This is a genomic window from Streptomyces globosus, assembly GCF_003325375.1.
Lineage (GTDB): Bacteria > Actinomycetota > Actinomycetes > Streptomycetales > Streptomycetaceae > Streptomyces > Streptomyces globosus_A.
Genome location: NZ_CP030862.1, coordinates 6,298,368 through 6,313,730 on the forward strand (window position 1 = coordinate 6,298,368; position 15,363 = coordinate 6,313,730).

The 15,363-nt window shown below is 73.7% G+C and carries 16 protein-coding genes; 7 read left to right on the forward strand and 9 right to left on the reverse strand.

Translation table 11 applies throughout. The features are described 5' to 3' along the window. Position 1: 1 nt before the first annotated feature. The 3 genes from C0216_RS27895 to C0216_RS27905 are packed head-to-tail and all read right to left on the reverse strand — an operon-like array spanning position 2 to position 3,832. On the reverse strand, positions 2-1,516 hold the full coding sequence (locus tag C0216_RS27895) for an exopolysaccharide biosynthesis polyprenyl glycosylphosphotransferase (RefSeq protein WP_246042715.1): 1,515 nt from the start codon (positions 1,514-1,516) through the stop codon (positions 2-4). Next, complete coding sequence (locus C0216_RS27900; RefSeq protein ID WP_114057919.1) at positions 1,513-2,709, reverse strand: glycosyltransferase; 1,197 nt, start codon at positions 2,707-2,709, stop codon at positions 1,513-1,515. The genes C0216_RS27895 and C0216_RS27900 overlap by 4 nt, the downstream gene beginning before the upstream one ends. A gap of 19 nt (positions 2,710-2,728) precedes the next feature. Beyond that, positions 2,729-3,832, reverse strand: a complete 1,104-nt coding sequence (locus tag C0216_RS27905; protein ID WP_246042716.1) for a DUF3344 domain-containing protein — start codon at positions 3,830-3,832, stop codon at positions 2,729-2,731. A 392-nt stretch (positions 3,833-4,224) separates the two neighbouring features. On the opposite strand from C0216_RS27905, the gene C0216_RS27915 reads away from it, so the two are divergent. The 4 genes from C0216_RS27915 (at position 4,225) to C0216_RS27930 (ending at position 6,942) form a co-directional block, all read left to right on the forward strand. Beyond that, entirely contained in the window at positions 4,225-4,635 is a 411-nt protein-coding gene (locus C0216_RS27915) for a rodlin (protein WP_114057921.1), read from the forward strand. A 230-nt stretch (positions 4,636-4,865) separates the two neighbouring features. Continuing rightward, positions 4,866-5,099: a chaplin gene (locus C0216_RS27920; RefSeq protein WP_114057922.1), complete on the forward strand. Its 234-nt coding sequence runs from the start codon at positions 4,866-4,868 to the stop codon at positions 5,097-5,099. Positions 5,100-5,220: 121 nt separating this feature from the next. Continuing rightward, the gene (locus tag C0216_RS27925) at positions 5,221-6,435 is read left to right on the forward strand and encodes a chaplin (protein ID WP_114057923.1); all 1,215 of its coding nucleotides are present in this window, start codon (positions 5,221-5,223) and stop codon (positions 6,433-6,435) included. Between the two features lie 159 nt (positions 6,436-6,594). Beyond that, a complete protein-coding gene (locus C0216_RS27930; protein ID WP_114057924.1) occupies positions 6,595-6,942 on the forward strand; it encodes a hypothetical protein in 348 nt (115 codons plus the stop codon). An 81-nt stretch (positions 6,943-7,023) separates the two neighbouring features. On the opposite strand, the gene C0216_RS27935 is transcribed toward C0216_RS27930, so the two are convergent. Both C0216_RS27935 and C0216_RS27940 read right to left on the reverse strand, forming a co-directional pair. Further along, positions 7,024-7,263: a chaplin gene (locus C0216_RS27935; RefSeq protein ID WP_114057925.1), complete on the reverse strand. Its 240-nt coding sequence runs from the start codon at positions 7,261-7,263 to the stop codon at positions 7,024-7,026. A 180-nt stretch (positions 7,264-7,443) separates the two neighbouring features. Next, complete coding sequence (locus tag C0216_RS27940) at positions 7,444-7,950, reverse strand: hypothetical protein (RefSeq protein WP_114057926.1); 507 nt, start codon at positions 7,948-7,950, stop codon at positions 7,444-7,446. Positions 7,951-8,230: 280 nt separating this feature from the next. Between C0216_RS27940 and C0216_RS27945 the strand changes: the two genes are divergently transcribed. Beyond that, on the forward strand, positions 8,231-8,641 hold the full coding sequence (locus tag C0216_RS27945) for a rodlin (protein WP_114058975.1): 411 nt from the start codon (positions 8,231-8,233) through the stop codon (positions 8,639-8,641). A gap of 96 nt (positions 8,642-8,737) precedes the next feature. Here C0216_RS27945 and C0216_RS27950 read toward each other — a convergent pair whose 3' ends face one another. Continuing rightward, positions 8,738-9,379, reverse strand: coding sequence for a vitamin K epoxide reductase family protein (locus C0216_RS27950; protein WP_162793305.1), 642 nt, complete (start codon positions 9,377-9,379; stop codon positions 8,738-8,740). A 193-nt stretch (positions 9,380-9,572) separates the two neighbouring features. Between C0216_RS27950 and C0216_RS27955 the strand changes: the two genes are divergently transcribed. Then, on the forward strand, positions 9,573-10,352 hold the full coding sequence (locus C0216_RS27955) for a DUF6227 family protein (RefSeq protein ID WP_114057928.1): 780 nt from the start codon (positions 9,573-9,575) through the stop codon (positions 10,350-10,352). Positions 10,353-10,454: 102 nt separating this feature from the next. Here C0216_RS27955 and C0216_RS27960 read toward each other — a convergent pair whose 3' ends face one another. Then, entirely contained in the window at positions 10,455-12,044 is a 1,590-nt protein-coding gene (locus C0216_RS27960; protein ID WP_114057929.1) for an MFS transporter, read from the reverse strand. Between the two features lie 62 nt (positions 12,045-12,106). On the opposite strand from C0216_RS27960, the gene C0216_RS27965 reads away from it, so the two are divergent. Next, a complete protein-coding gene (locus C0216_RS27965) occupies positions 12,107-13,102 on the forward strand; it encodes a helix-turn-helix transcriptional regulator (protein WP_114057930.1) in 996 nt (331 codons plus the stop codon). Positions 13,103-13,257: 155 nt separating this feature from the next. On the opposite strand, the gene C0216_RS27970 is transcribed toward C0216_RS27965, so the two are convergent. Together C0216_RS27970 and C0216_RS27975 are read right to left on the reverse strand one after the other, a co-directional pair. After that, positions 13,258-14,235, reverse strand: coding sequence for a sigma-70 family RNA polymerase sigma factor (locus C0216_RS27970; protein WP_114057931.1), 978 nt, complete (start codon positions 14,233-14,235; stop codon positions 13,258-13,260). Between the two features lie 349 nt (positions 14,236-14,584). Further along, positions 14,585-15,352 carry a dioxygenase family protein gene (locus C0216_RS27975; RefSeq protein WP_114058976.1) on the reverse strand — a complete coding sequence of 256 codons (768 nt, stop codon included), beginning with the start codon at positions 15,350-15,352 and terminating at the stop codon, positions 14,585-14,587. Positions 15,353-15,363 lie beyond the last annotated feature (11 nt).

Here is a 15,363-nt window from a genome sequence, read left to right on the forward strand (position 1 = left end):
GTCAGCTGCCCCCCAGCCGGAAGCGGAAGAAGGAGGCCGCGGTCCGGGCGAGGATCCACAGGTCCTGCCACAGCGACCAGGTGTCGATGTAGTGGTTGTCGAAGCGGGCCCGGTCCTCGATGGACGTGTCCCCGCGCAGCCCGTTGATCTGCGCGAGCCCCGTGATGCCGACGGGCATCCGGTGCCGCGCCTCGTAGCCCGGGTGGACCGCGGCGAACTTCGCGACGAAGAACGGCCGCTCCGGGCGCGGCCCGACCAGGCTCATGTCGCCGCGCACGACGTTCCACAGCTGCGGCAGCTCGTCCAGCGAGGACTTCCGCAGCAGCGAGCCGACCAGGCTCATCCGGTGGTCGCCGGCGACGGTCCACCGGGTGGCCGACTCGTGCTCGTCGGCCCGCAGGGTGCGGAACTTCAGCAGGGTGAACGGGCGCCCGTACAGGCCGACGCGCTCCTGCCGGAAGATCACCCCGGGCCCGTCGGAGATCCGTACGGCCAGCGCGCACAGCCCCATCACCGGGGCGGCGGCGACGAGCGCGACGGCGGCGAGGACCGCGTCGATGAACCGCTTCACCCGCCGCTCCGCCTGCCGTGCGGGGCGCGGCAGCAGCGGCTGGACGGCGTACCCCCACAGCTGGTCGGCGGGCTGGGCGACCCGCATGCCGGTGACCTTGGCGGTGCCGGCCGGGTCGGCGAGCCACAGCCGGCAGCCGTGGTCGTGGAAGAGCCTGACGAGGGCGGCAGTGCGCTCGTCGGACTCCGGCGGGCGGGTGAACACCGCGTGCCGGACGGAGTTCTGGATGACCGCGCGCCGGATGTCCTCGTGCGTGGCGAGGACCGGCGTCACCCCGTCGCCGTCGGCGCCCGCCCCGGTGTCCGCGAGCCCGACCGGCCGCAGCCCGTACTCGGGGCGCCCGTGCAGGGCGGCCGCGACCGCGCTCGCCCCGGCACCCGGGCCGACGATGAGCGCGGACGCGGGCCGGCGGCGGGCGGTGCGGCGGCGCAACCCGTTGGCGATCCCCCGCCCCGCGCACGTCAGCACCAGGTGCAGGCACACCGCGCCCAGCAGCGCCGACCAGCCCAGCGCCCGCCGCGGGTCGGCGGCCGCGACAGCCGCGGCGGCCCCGCACCACAGGACGGCGGCCCGCCCGGCCAGCGCGGGCAGTTCGAGCAGCGCGGACGGCGCGAGCCGCGGCCGGTACAGCCCGCCCTGCGCGTGCAGCAGCGCGGCCAGCACGGCGACCGGACCGGCCGCGGCGGCCGGCAGCCCCAGCCCGGGGGCGGCGGCCGCGGCCCCGGCCGCCGCCAGCACGTCGGCGGCGACGAGCGCGGCCGCCCCGTCGCGCGGGTGGGCGCGCCGCGGCCGGACCAGCGGGCGGGCCTGCTCCGTCCCGGGCCGGCGCGGGGGGTGGATGGCGGCCGCTGCCGCCCGTCGGACGGCGGCGGTGCCGGCTCCGCCGCCGGCGCGCCCCGTGCCGCCCTGTCCGGTGTGCCGGGCTGGTGCGCTGTCCATGGTCATCGGCTGATGCGCTCCTGGTTCGAGGGCCGGGGCCTGCCCAGCAGTTCGTGGTACAGACCCGTGACCGCGTCCGTGGTCCGCCGCACGTCGAATTCGGTCCGGGCGTGCTGCTGGGCCTGCTCGCCGAGTTCGGCGAGCAGCCGCGGCTCGGAAAGGAGCCGGCCCAGGGCCTTGGCCAGGGCCGTCGGATCCTCCGGCGGCACCAGGCAGAGCCGTCCCTGGCCGGGCGGCAGGCTCTCCCGGGCACCGCTGACGTCGGAGACAAGGACCGGACGGCCGCATGCCATGGCTTCCAGCGGGGCGAGCGCCATGCCTTCCCACCGCGACGGCAGTACAACGAGATCGGCGGCCCGAAGCCACGGTCGGATGTCGGCGGTGCCGCCCGCGAAGAGCACGCCGGGCGGGGCCGACCGGCGCAGCCGTTCGGTGTCGGGGCCGTCCCCGACGAGCGCCAGGCGCGCCTCGGGGACGTTGCCGAGCACCTCCCGCCAGGCGCGGAGCAGGACGTCCTGGCCCTTCTGGCGGCAGAGCCGGCCGACGCATACGGCGAGCGGCCCGTCGCCCACGAACGCGGAGGGCAGCGGGAGTTCGGTGCGGGCGGCGGCCCTGTCGCGGGCCCGGTCGGGGTCGCGGGGGCGGAAGTGGCCGACGTCGACGCCGTTGCGGACGACCGACCAGCGGGCCGCGATGCCCTCGGCCTCGCCGACCCGGCGCTCGGCCTCGCTGACGCAGAGCACCCGGTCGGCCCAACGGGCCCCGAACCGCTCCCAGCGCAGGGCGAGCGCGGCGGTGGTCCCGGCGACGGCGTCGAAGGACCAGGCGTGCGGCTGGAAGACGGTGGGGATCCGGCCGCGGACGGCGAGGCGTCCGGCGAGTCCGGCCTTGGCGCTGTGGGCGTGCAGGACGTCGGGGCGGGCACGGCGGACGGCCCTGCGGGCGCCGAGGACCTCGGCGGCCAGGCCGGGCCCGGGGTTGCGGCCCGCCCGCCAGGCGAGGACGTCGGCCCCGGCGTCGCGGGCCTCGTCGGCGAGGCGGCCGCCGCGCGGGCAGCCGACGACGGGCCGCAGGCCCGCGGCGGCCTGGGCGCGCACGAGGTCGACGACCACCCGGGCGACACCGCCGTCGACGGGCTGCACGAGGTGCAGGACGGTCAGCGGGGAGGGGGAGGACTGTGGATGCTGCTGTGTGGCCACGCGGAGCGGTTCCTTGCGCTCAGCGGCGCGCGTCTGTCTGGACGAAGAGCACGCCGAGGAATTGACCCTGGTTCTCGCCCGTGAAAGTGAAGTTCAGACTGCGGGCGCCACCGGACAGGGCGGGACTCAGGTCGAACACGTCCGCGTCATATCCGAGAGTGTTCTGGTGTTCGGGCTGTCGCACGAACGCAGTGCGCCCGAATTCCGTGATCGTGGAATTCGAGACGTCGTTGAAGGGGTTTTCGCCGTCACTGACACTGACCCGGCGCCCGCTGTCGGCGGTCACGGTGAGTGAGTCCCCGAGGGTGCCGCGGTCCCCGTCGTACGCGACCACCCCGGCCTTGCCGCGGGAGCCCGCCGGCGCGCCCAGGCCCTCGATCCGCACCGTCTGCCCGCCGGCCTCGCCGGCTCCGGCGGCGACCTGCTCGAAGCCGTCCCACAGCGAGATCCTGCGCAGCGGCTCCTGCGGGTGCTCGTAGGCGACGACGAGCGTCCAGCCGCCCCAGGCGCCCACCGGTGAGTGGCCCATGGCGATGTTGAGCTGGGCGACCGTCCACATGCCGGCGCCGCCCTTGCGCACCAGCGGCGTGACGTCGGCGGAGGCCTGGTAGGCGTCGCTGCCGGCGTCCGTGCGGTGCCCGACCACCGTGTCGGCGAGCACCTCCTTGTACGCGCCGCCCGGCTCGGCGACCAGCACGCGGCCGTTGTCCTCCGGCGGCTTCTGCTCGCCGACGCGCAGGTTCCCGCCCCAGTACAGGCGGGCGTAGGAGACCCGGGCGCCCCGGGGGACCTTCAGTTCGGCCCGGGTGGAGTTGTAGGTGTCGGGGTCCTTGTCGACCTCGCTGTAGAACATCTCGAAGTCGCCGTTCACCCCCGCCGCGCCCTTGGACACCTCGGTGCACGGCTCGGCCCCGGGCGCCTCCTGGCGGCGGCAGGCGATGGAGGAGTTCGAGGCCCGGACCAGCCCGCCGTGCTGCACGGCCTGGTAACGCTGCGTGAACGGAATCCGGGGGGCCTCCCCGGGGCCCGGGGGCGCTTCGGCGGCCAGGGCGGGGACGTTGGCCGAAAGTGCGAGGCAGGACAGCAGGCCGAGCGCGCCGAGGATTCTGCGGGAGGAACCCATGACCCTGTCTCCATTTTCGATCAGGACGACAAAACAGGAGTGCACTTTGTCAGAAATCCGGCCCGGAATCACGTCCAACTCGCGCGTACGGCCTTTTGGGCGATAACACGCACCCTCGCAGGCGGCGAGTCGTTATCCGGGGGACCGGCGTTCGGCCGAAAGGAAATGGCGGAGTCCGGCCGGAGCACCCGTGGCGCCGCCTCAGACGCCGCCACGCGCCGGGCGGAGCCCCTCCGCCCCCTCGGAGCCCGCACCGGCCCGTCCGCACACCCGAGCGTCAACCGCGCCGCCCGAAACGGCGGCATCCGGGTGAAGCCACGCAACCCTCGCCGACGCCGGGCCGTTGATCCGGATGCTCCAGTACCGGGCAATCCTGCAAAAAAGGGACGACAATGATCAAGAAGATGATGGCCACGGCGGCGGCAGCAGCCTCGGTCGTGGGCATCGGCGCCGCCATGGCGCCGCAGGCGATGGCCATCGGGAACGACAACGGGGTCAACACCGTCAACGGCAACGGCGCCTCGCAGATCTACGGCAACCAGGCCACCTACGGCAACATGAGCCCGCAGATGGCGCTGATCCAGGGCTCGTTCAACAAGCCCTGCATCGCCCTGCCCGCGAAGGTCAACGCCCAGTCGATCGCCGCCCTGCTCAACATCGGCGTCCAGGACATCCCGATCCTGTCCAACCCGATGAACCAGCAGTGCGTCGAGAACTCCACCCAGGCCAAGGGCGACGAGCCGCTCTCCCACATCCTGGACAACATCCCGATCCTCTCCGGGAACGTCTCCGCCGGCAGCTGACCGCTCCCGGCGCAGCGAGGCCGCCGCACCTTCCCGGTCGCGGCGGCCTCGCCGCGTCCGGACCCGGCCGGGGAAAGGCCGGCGCGGCCCGAATCCGCCCGCAATTCACCCCCGGCCGCTTCCGGGGAAATCCTCGGAAACCGGACGGAAAAACAAGGGTTTCCTTACCCCCGCCCGCTCGTTGTTGTTTCTGCAGGGGACGAGCCCCTGCGGGAAAGGATCGAATTCAGATGACGTACAAGAAGGCAGTGGTGCTGGCCGCCGGCGCTCTCATGGCCGCCGGTGCCGCCTCGCCCGCCATGGCCGACTCGGCTGCCGAGGGGCAGGCCATCGGCTCCCCCGGTGTCGCCTCGGGCAACCTCGCCCAGGTCCCGGTCCACGTCCCGATCAACCTGTGCGGCAACACCGTGAACATCATCGCGGCGCTGAACCCGGTGTTCGGCAACACCTGCGTCAACGACTGACGTAGCGTCAGCGCCCCGCAGGGGCGGACTCCTCGGGGTGGCCTCGGAGTGCACGGCGGTGCACTCCGGGGCCACCTTCGATTCAGCACCGGCCCCGCGCCGGTAGAACAGGGAAGGACCCATGCGACAGGTACTGAGCCGACAGGTACTGGGCAAGGGAATGCTCACGGCCGCGGCCGCATCGAGCCTGCTGTCGATCGCGACGGGCGCGGCCTCCGCGCACCCGGGGGCGGTGGCGGAAGCCGCGCACTCCCCGGGCGTGCTGTCCGGCAACAGCGTCTCGGTACCGATCACCCTCTCGCCGAACGTGTGCGGCAACAGCGTGGACGGCGGCGCGGCACTGAACCCGGCCTTCGGCAACACCTGCGTCAACTCGACCGGTTCGGACGCCCACCACGCGCACCGGGACTACGACCGCTACCTGAGCCCGGAGCACGCCGAGGCCTTCGAGCGCTACCTCCAGGAGCGCGAGGGACGCCACGCCCGGCCCGGCGGGCCGCGCGACGGGCAGGCGCCGGCCGGTGAGGGCCGCCACCGGGCGCCGAAGCACGCGGCACCGGAACAGGCCGCGCCCGCGCCCGCCCCGCCGAAGCACACGGCGCCGAAGCACGCGGCTCCCCGGGCCGAGGAGGTCCGGCACGGCGGCGGGCCCGAGGAGGAGTGCGACGACCACCCGCAGGGCCGGCCCGCGCCGGCCCCCCTCCCGCACCCGGCGCCCCCGGCACCGCCCATGCCGCAGCCGGAGCCGGAGCCCGAGCCGAAGCCGCTGCCGCAGCCCGAGCCGGGGCCGGTCGGGGAGCAGCCGGCGCCGCTCCCGATGCCGGAGCCCGAGCCCGAGCCCGAGCCGAAGCCGCTGCCGGAGCCCGTCCCCGAGGTGCCGCCCGTCGCGGAGGCCCCCGAGCCGCTGCCCGCCCCGCTGCCTGCGCCCGCCCCCGCACCGCAGCCGCTGCCCGCACCCGAGCCGCCCGCCGAGCCGCCCGCCGGTGAGACCCCGCACCCGCTCCCGGCTCCGGTCGCCGAGGAGGTCCCCGAGGCGGCGCCGCCGCGCGGCAGCATGCCGGTGACCCTGCCGGCGCCCGCTCCCGCCCCGGAGTCCGGCACCCCGGCCGGGCCCCCGCCGGCCGCCCCCGCGCCCGTCCCCGCGCCCGTCCCCGCGCCCGTCCCCGGCGCGTGGGCACCCGGCTCCCCGGCCCCGGCGGCGCCCGTCCCGGCGCCCGCCGCCGCCACCGCGGTACTCGCCGAGACCGGCGCCGGCCAGGCGGGTGCCGCGGCGATCCTCGCCTCGGCGCTCGTCCTCGGCGGCGCCATCCTGTACCGCAGGTCCCGTATCGCCTGATCCGCCGCCCACCGGTTTTCTGCGGCAAACCGCGGCCGGAGAATCCCCTGCCGGATTCTCCGGCCGTCGCCGTGCGCTCGTACGCGTTTCCGCGGCGGCGGGGAATCGTTGTGCAGGGCAAAGCGGTGCGACGGTCACCGCTGGAAAAGGATTTCGAAAATGAAGCTCACGAAGGTCGCCGCGGTCCTCGCCGGCTCCGTTGCCGCCCTCGGCGCGTCCACGGGTGCGTTCGCCGCCGAGAACCCGGCCGCGATGCCCCCCATGAGCCTGACGGGCGGCGCCACCGAGGCCTTCGACGCGCTCGCCCCCGTCACCGAACAGCTCCCGACGACCGTGGGCAACGGCATCGCCGAGCAGGGAGAGAACGTGGACAAGGTGGTGGGGACGGCCCAGCAGCTCAACAAGATCCGCAACAACGCCCCGGGCGAGCTCCTCGGCCTGGCCAACCAGGCCACCCAGGCCTCCCCGCTGCTCGGCGGCGTCCAGCTCAACGGCGGCGCGTCCTGACCTCCCGCCCCCGCAACGCACCGTGGGCGCCACCGGCGAGGCCGGTGGCGCCCACGGGCGCATGTCCTGCTGGCGTCGGCGTCAGGCGTTGACGCAGGTGTTGCCGAACGCCGGGTTCAGCAGGGCGATGATGTTCACGGTGTTGCCGCAGACGTTCACCGGAACGTGGACCGGGACCTGAACGAGGTTGCCCGAGAGCACGCCCGGCGAGCCCACGGCCGCACCCTCGGCCGTCGAGTCGGCGAGGGCGGTACCGGTGGCGCCCGCCGCGGCGAGACCGGCGGAGGCCAGGACCAGGGCGGCCTTCTTGGCAGAGTTCATGGGAGCTGCACCTTCTGTTTCGACGTTCTGCCCCGACCGGGGCTCACACCGAGAGAAACGGTCCAGCCTCCCAGACGGACACGGCCCCGCGCACGGTCTGACCTGTTCAGCCCAATCGCTCGCAACCGCGCACGGTTTCCGGCCGCCCGTCCGGCCCCCGGGGCCCCGCCCGAGGGCCGCTCAGGCCCGCTTGGGGACGGCGGGCAGCACCTCCGGCACCTCAGGCACCTCGGTCTCGGGTACCTCGGGGACCTCGGGGACCTCGGGGACCTCGGGGATCTCAGGGATCTCAGGGATCTCCGGCAGCTCGGGGATCTCCGGGATCTCCGGCACCGAGCCCACCGGTGGGAGCTCCGGCAGGCCGGGGATGGCCGGCAGGCCCGGCAGGCTCGGCAGCGACGGAAGCTGGATGGGCGGCAGCTGCACCCCCGGCAGCAGGCCCTGGAGGGACGCCAGGAGCCCGTCGAGGGTCTGCGTGAGCCCGGCCAGGAGGTCGTCGACCGGGCCGGCGGCCGCTGCCCGGCGCTCCTCGGCCTGCTGCCTGGCCGTCGCGACCCGCTCGCGGAGGTCCGCGGCCGTGCCGCCGTCGGCGGCGCCCGCGGGTGCGGCCGCGCCGGTGAGTATGACGGCCGCGAGGGCCGACGGGACGAGGACGCGTGCACGGAGGCGGGACGGCTTCGAGCGCATGGGGGTTCCTTCGGTGGGGACACAAAACGGACGGAAGCGATCCGCTTCGCTACCCACCGTGAGAAGTCCTTGCACGGAACGCAACCGGAACCCTCACTTGAACGCGATTCCTGCTGGTTGCGTACGGCCTTCGCGCAGGCGTCCGGAACCGACTCACCCGGGCCGGGGAAAAGTCCCGCGGCAGCAGGCCGTTTGAGTGAAGGCGCGGAACCAAGCCGGGCCGGGGCCAGTTGACCAGGGCGCTCCACTAGCGGGCACTCGTGCGACAAAAGGACCAATGATGCTCAAGAAGATCATGACTGCCGCCGCGGTCACCGCCGCCGCCGTCGGTGCGGGCGCTGCCGTTGCCGCTCCGGCCATGGCCATCGGCAACGACAACGGGGTCAACACCGTCAACGGCAACGGCTCCCAGCAGATCTACGGCAACCAGAAGACCGCCGGCGACATGAGCCCGCAGCTCAGCCTGGTCCAGGGCACCCTCAACAAGCCCTGCGTCGGCCTGCCGGTCAAGGTCAACGCCCAGTCGATCCTCGCGCTCGTCAACGTCGGCGTCCAGGACATCAACGTCCTGTCCAACCCGATGAACCAGCAGTGCGTCGAGAACTCGACCCAGGCCAAGGGCGACGAGCCGCTCTCCCACATCCTGAGCAACATCCCGGTCCTGTCCGGCAACGCCTCCGTCGGCAGCTGACCTGGCTCACCCGCCACCCGGGCCCTGCCCGTGGAGACGTGACGAGGCCCCGGCGGCATCCGGCCGCCGGGGCCTCCGCATGCCCCGGGCCGCCCGTCAGCCCGTCCAGAAGTCCCACCACCGGGTCAGGACGAGCATGCCGATGATCCCGATGTGCAGGGCCGGGGGCGCCCAGGCGAACTCGGCGAAGAAGCCGCGGACGGGGCCGGGGGCGGGCAGCGCGCCGGTGCGGACGGTGTGCGCGGTCACCGCCCAGAACATCAGCAGCGTCGCGACCCAGGTCAGGCAGCACCACAGGCACAGCGCGTTGATCTCGTACAGGGACTGGACCATCAGCCAGGTGCAGAAGCCGACGCCGAACGCGCAGCCGGCGTTCAATCCCAGCCAGAACCAGGTGCGGTAGCGCGCGCCGGCCAGCAGGCCCGCCCCCGCGCACACCACGGCCCCGAACGCGACCAGTCCCAGCATCGGGTTGGGGAAGCCGAAGACCGCCGCCTGGTCGCTCTGCATGACGCTGCCGCAGGAGACCACCGGGTTGAGGCTGCACGCCGGCTTGAAGTCCGGGTCCTCCAGCAGCAGGAACTTGTCGAGGGTGATCACCCAGGAGGCCAGCACCCCGGCGGCGCCGGTGAGGACGAGCAGCCAGGCCAACGCCCGGGGGGCCGGGGACGGTTCACCTTGCCGACGGGTGGCGGCCCGCGCCTGCTGGCGGGGGACGCCCACTGTTTTCGTTGCCATACGGCCCATGGTCCCCCGCTTCATGACAGACCGGGGCGAACCCTGCACATTTCGAGGCAAGTTGACCTGAAAAGGTGGCGGGAACCCCCGGCGCTTCCCGGACGTTTTACCGAACCCCGGACGTGATGCCAGAACCAGGGGCTACGTTGTGCTCCCGCGAAGTCACTAACTGCGACGGCCTGGAGAACCCACCTTGAGCGATCCGTACGAGACAACCGAGGCGCACCTCGAGCGACTCCTGGGCCGCGCCCTCAACTCCTATGACCTGCCCGACCGGTTGGTCGAGCGCCTCGGGTCGGCGCTCGCCCACAGTTCTTCGCTCCACACCACCGCCCACAGTCCTGCGGCGGGGCGGTGGCGGGAGATCCACAGGCACACCTACCTGCTGCCCGACGGTACGTCGGCCTCGCTGTGGGAACTGGTCCACCGGCACGAGCACGACCGGGAGCTGCGGCACGAGGTGTTCGCCAGCCGGGAGGAGACCAGGCTCGCCGCGGCGCGGCTGTTCGGCGAGGCCGCCGCGCAACCGGTGTTCGACCCGGCGCTGGAGGGCGTGTTCGCCGCGGTGGAGGAGGAGGGCGACGCGGAGGCGGCGGCCCTCGGCGCTCTGTTCGGCCCGCCGACGGCGGATCAGCGGCACCGGGAGTACGCGGTGGACCAGTCCGCCGACCATGCACGGCGGGTGCTGCGGCGGGCCGAGAACCCGGACCGGCCCGGGCCCGAGGCGGCGGAGCTGCTGCGCTCTGCGTACGCCCACCGGATCACGCAGGCGTTCGGCACCCGGCAGTGCCTCGCTGACGGCCGGGACGCCGGCTTCCGGCTGTACGAGCACGCGTTCCTGCTGCTCGACGGGAGCGAGGTCAGCCTGTGGGAGGTCGAGCACACGGCGACGCCGGACGGGCGCCACATGTGCGAGGTGTACGCGACGGAGGCGGCCGCCCGCGGGGCGATGGAGGTCCGCGCCCACGGCTGACGGCGGCCGCTCCCCCGGGGGCTGCGGGTCCCTGCGGGAAGCGGGAACGGGCATGTCCGCTCGGGAGCGGACATGCCCGTCACAGGGGGGCCGGCAGCCGGGTCAGGCCGCCGGGACCTTCTCCGCAGTGCCCGCAGCCCCGACCGCGGCCTGTTCGCCGCCTTCGCCCTCCTGTGCGGGGAGCGACCTGCGGGGCAGCGTGAACATCACCGCGAAGATCAGGACGAGGACGGCCGCGATCCACCACAGGGCGCCGCGGAAGGCCTCGACGTACGGGGCGCCGAAGGCGTTGTCGTCGTCGATCAGCCCGAAGAAGACGACCGAGGTGAGGCCGAGGCCGAGGGCGTTGCCCATCTGGCCGGTGGTGTTGACCAGGCCCGAGGCGGAGCCGGCGTGCTCGCGCGGGACCTCGGAGAGCACGGTGTCGGTGAGCGGGGCGACGATCAGGCCCATGCCGGCGCCCATGACGACCAGCGGCGCCGCCATCTGCCAGGAGGTGATGGCCATGCCGTAGTGCTCGGACTCCCAGATGTAGAGCAGGATGCCCGCGGCCATGGTGAGCGCGCCCGCCTGGAGGACCTTGCGGCCGAAGCGGGGCACGAGCTTCTGCACGGAGAGGCCCGCGGCCACGGAGACGGCGATGGAGAACGGGATGCCGGTGGTGCCGGCGCGCAGGGCGCTCCAGCCGAGGCCGACCTGCATGTACAGCGTCCAGACCAGGAAGAAGATGCCGGTCGCCAGGCCGAAGGTGAGCTGGACGGCGATACCGCCCGCAAAGCTGCGGATCTTGAACAGGGAGAGCTCGACCAGCGGTGAGCCGTCCTTGCGGATCTTGTGCTTCTCGTAGGCGACGAAGGCGAGGAAGACGAACGGCGCCGCGATCATGGACACGAAGCCCCACAGCGGCCAGTCGTTCTCCCGGCCGTGGGTGAGCGGGAAGATCAGCATGACCAGGCCGAGGGTGGCCAGGACGACGCCGACGAGGTCGAGGCGCAGGGCCCGCGGGGCCTTGGACTCGGTGATGAACGCCCGGCCGAGGAGCACTCCGGCGATGCCGACGGGCAGGTTGATCAGGAAGATCGGGCGCCATTCGAGGCCGAAGAGGTTCCACTGGGTCAGCAGGGCGCCGAGCATCGGGCCGGAGACGGCGCCGAGGCCGACGATGGCGCCGAACATGCCGAAGACCTTGCCGCGCTCGTGCGGCGGGAAGGTGACGTGGATGATCGCCAGCACCTGCGGGACCATCAGCGAGGCCATGGCGCCCTGGAGGATGCGGGCGGCGACCAGCACGTCGGGGGTGGGGGCGATGCCGCAGAGCAGCGAGGCGGCGGTGAAGCCGGCGATGCCGACGAGGAAGAGCCGCTTGCGGCCGTAGATGTCGCCGAGACGGCCGCCGGTGATCAGGCCCGCGGCGAAGGCGAGGGCGTAGCCGGCGGTGATCCACTGGATGGCGCTCGTGGAGGCGCCGAAGTCGCCGCGCATGGAAGGTATCGCGATGTTGACGATCGTGACGTCGACCAGGTCCATGAAGGCGGCGGTCATCACGATGGCGAGCGCCAGCCAGCGGCGGCGGTCGGCGGCGGGGGCGGCGGAGTCGGCGCCGGTGTCGGAAAGGTCGGGAAGGTCGGTGTTCCGCTTCTCTCGTGCGGGCCCGTCGTCGGTTCCGGGCGATGTCGTGGTCGTCTCGGTCATGGGAAGAACCTAGACGGGATGTAGGTCCGTTCGTGTCCTATTTCGCTGGCAGGCTGGTTGCCATGACCGACACTCCGGCACGACTGCTGACCCTGCTGTCCCTGCTGCAGACCCCGCGCGAGTGGCCCGGCAGCGAACTGGCCGGCCGACTTCGGGTGAGTACGCGCACCATCCGCCGCGACATCGACCGGCTGCGGGAGCTCGGCTACCCCGTGGAGGCGACGCTCGGCGCCGAGGGCGGCTACCGGCTGGTGGCGGGCGCGGCGATGCCGCCGCTGCTGCTGGACGACGAGGAGGCCGTCGCCATCGCCGTGGGGCTTCGGGCGGGGGCCGGGCACGCGATCGAGGGGGTGGAGGAGGCGTCCGTACGGGCGCTCGCCAAGCTGGAGCAGGTCCTGCCGGGGCGGCTGCGGCACCGGGTGGGGGCGCTGCAGTCCGCGACGATCGCCGTGACCCGCGGGGACGGCGCGACCGTGGACCCGCGGACGCTGACGGCGATGGCGGCCGCGGTGGCCGGGCCGGAGCGGCTGCGGTTCGCCTACCGGGACCGGGACGGCGCGCACACGAAGCGGCTGGTGGAGCCGTACCGGCTGGTGAGCACGGGCAGCCGCTGGTATCTGGTGGCGTACGACCTGGAGCGGGACGACTGGCGGACCTTCCGGGTGGACCGGGTCGCCGACCCGTTCCCGACGGGGGCCCGCTTCACGCCGCGCGAGCTGCCGATGGACGCCGTGGACTTCGTACGGCGGGGGCTGCGGGGGCGGGAGACGTACGAGGTGGAGGTCTCCTTCGGGGTGCCGGCGCAGGAGCTGCCGCAGTGGCTTCAGACGCACGCCGAGGTCTCCCCTGAGCCCGGGGACGCCGGGCGCTGCCGGGCGCGGTTCGAGAGCGGGGACGCCGCGGAGTGGGTCGCGGCGCGGCTGGCCCTGACGGGACTGCCCTTCACGGTGCACGGGCCGGCCTCCCTCGCGGCGGCCGCCCGCGGCCTCGCCGACCGGCTGGCGGCGGGGGCGGGGACGGGTCAGGAGCGGCGCGGGACCACCAGGCCGGACGCGTAGGCGAAGACGACGAGCAGCCGGGGTACGGCCCGGACAGCCCCGATCCCGGCTGCACGTCGGCCGGCCGGCCCTGGCCCGCGCGGCTTCCCGGTCGGGCGCAGGGTGCGGCGCCGCCCCCGGCGGGCCGGGGGCGGGGGTGCGGCGCGGCGGGGGCGTCAGGCCACGGCGTCGAAGCCGGTGTCGTGGGCCATGCGCTTCAGCTCCAGGAGGGCGTGCTTCTCGATCTGGCGGATTCGCTCGCGGGTCAGGCCGTGCTGCTTGCCGACCTCCGTCAGGGTCCGCTCGCGGCCGTCGTCTATGCCGTACCGCATCTTGATGATCGACGCCGTGCGCTGGTCGAGCTTGCCCAGCAGGTCCTCCAGCTCCTCGCTGCGCAGCAGGGAGAGGACGGACTGCTCGGGGGAGATGGCGGAGGTGTCCTCCAGGAGGTCGCCGAACTGGGTCTCGCCCTCGTCGTCCACGGACATGTTCAGGCTGACCGGGTCCCGGGCCCAGTCCAGGACGTCGCCGACGCGCTTCTCGGTCGTGTCCAGCTCGGCGGCGATCTCCGCGTGCTCCGGGTCGCGGCCGTTCTCCCGGTTGAACTCCCGCTGGACACGGCGGATCCGGCCGAGCTCCTCGACGAGGTGGACGGGCAGGCGGATGGTGCGGGACTGGTCGGCGATGGAGCGGGTGATGGCCTGGCGGATCCACCACGTCGCGTACGTGGAGAACTTGAAGCCCTTGGTGTAGTCGAACTTCTCCACGGCGCGCACCAGGCCGGCGTTGCCCTCCTGGATCAGGTCGAGGAGGGGCAGGCCGCTGCGCGGGTAGCGGCGGGCGACGGCGACGACGAGGCGCAGGTTGGAGCGGATGAAGACCTCCTTGGCGCGCTCGCCCTCGGCGACGAGGGCCTCCAGCTCCTCGCGGGAGGGGCCGGCGCCCTTGCGCTCCACGCCGCCTTCGAGGATCTCCCGCGCGTACACGCCGGCCTCGATGATCTGCGAGAGCTCCACTTCCTTGGCCGCGTCGAGCAGCGGGGTGCGCGCGATCTCGTCCAGGTACATGCCGACCAGGTCGCGGTCGGCGATCTCCCCGCCCGCTGCGCGGGCACTGCCCGTGGACTCGTTGCGGGCGACGGCGCGGGTTGCCATGCGTGCTCCCTTGCAAAGTGTTAGGTCGCGGTGCGGCTGCTGGAACGCGGCTGCGCGTCCCCGGACACTCTCCCGAGTGCCCGCTTCCGATGGAAACAACGACTGGAATCGGGACAGAATTCCCACGCCGGTCGATGTTTTTCGCGATCTTGCAGTATCCTGCCCCGCCGCCCTGCCCAGAGCAGGCTCGGCGGCGTTTCCGGATCGCGAAGAGATGCAGGTCAGAGCGGGGGCGGGGACCGTCGGGGCGGCGCTGCACCGGGTCGTTGCCCCCGCTCCTGGAGACGCCGTCCGGGCCCGTCCGGTTGCCCCGCGCCCGCCGAACACCCGGGGCGGCAGCCGACCGGGCTCAGCCGAACTGGACGGAGCGCTTCGACAGGCCCATCCAGAAGCCGTCCACCGTGTCCGAGCGGCGGCCGAGGTCGCCGGCGGCGTCCGCGGCACCGAGGGTGACGAAGAGGGGCGCGAAGTGCTCCGTGCGCGGGTGGGCCAGGCGGCCGGCCGGAGCCTTGGCCTCGAAGTCGAGCAGGGCGTCGACGTCGCCTGCGTCGAGGGCCTCCCGGCCCCATGCGTCGAACTCCGCCGACCAGGCGGGGACGCCGGGCCCGGTGTGCCGGAGCGCGGCCAGGTTGTGGGTGAAGAAGCCGCTGCCGACGATCAGGACGCCCTCGTCGCGCAGCGGGGCGAGCCGGCGGCCGATCTCCATCAGCCGCCCGGGGTCCAGGGTCGGCATGGAGGCCTGGAGGACCGGTATGTCGGCGTCGGGGTACATCTCGACGAGGGGGACGTACGCGCCGTGGTCGAGGCCGCGGTCCGGGGCGTCCTGGACCGGCATGCCGGGGGCGTGCAGCAGCGCCCGTACGGACGCGGCGAGATCCGGGGCGCCGGGGGCCCCGTAGCGGACCCGGTAGTAGTGCTCGGGGAAGCCCCAGAAGTCGTACACGAGCGGGACGGTCTCGGTGGCGCCGAGCGCCAGCGGGGCCTCCTCCCAGTGGGCGGAGACCACGAGGACGGCGCGCGGGCGCGGCAGGGCGGCAGACCAGGCGGCCAGCTCGGCCGGCCAGAGCGGGTCGTCGGCCAGGGGCGGGGCGCCGTGGCTGAGGTACAGGGCCGGCATGCGGGCGGGGG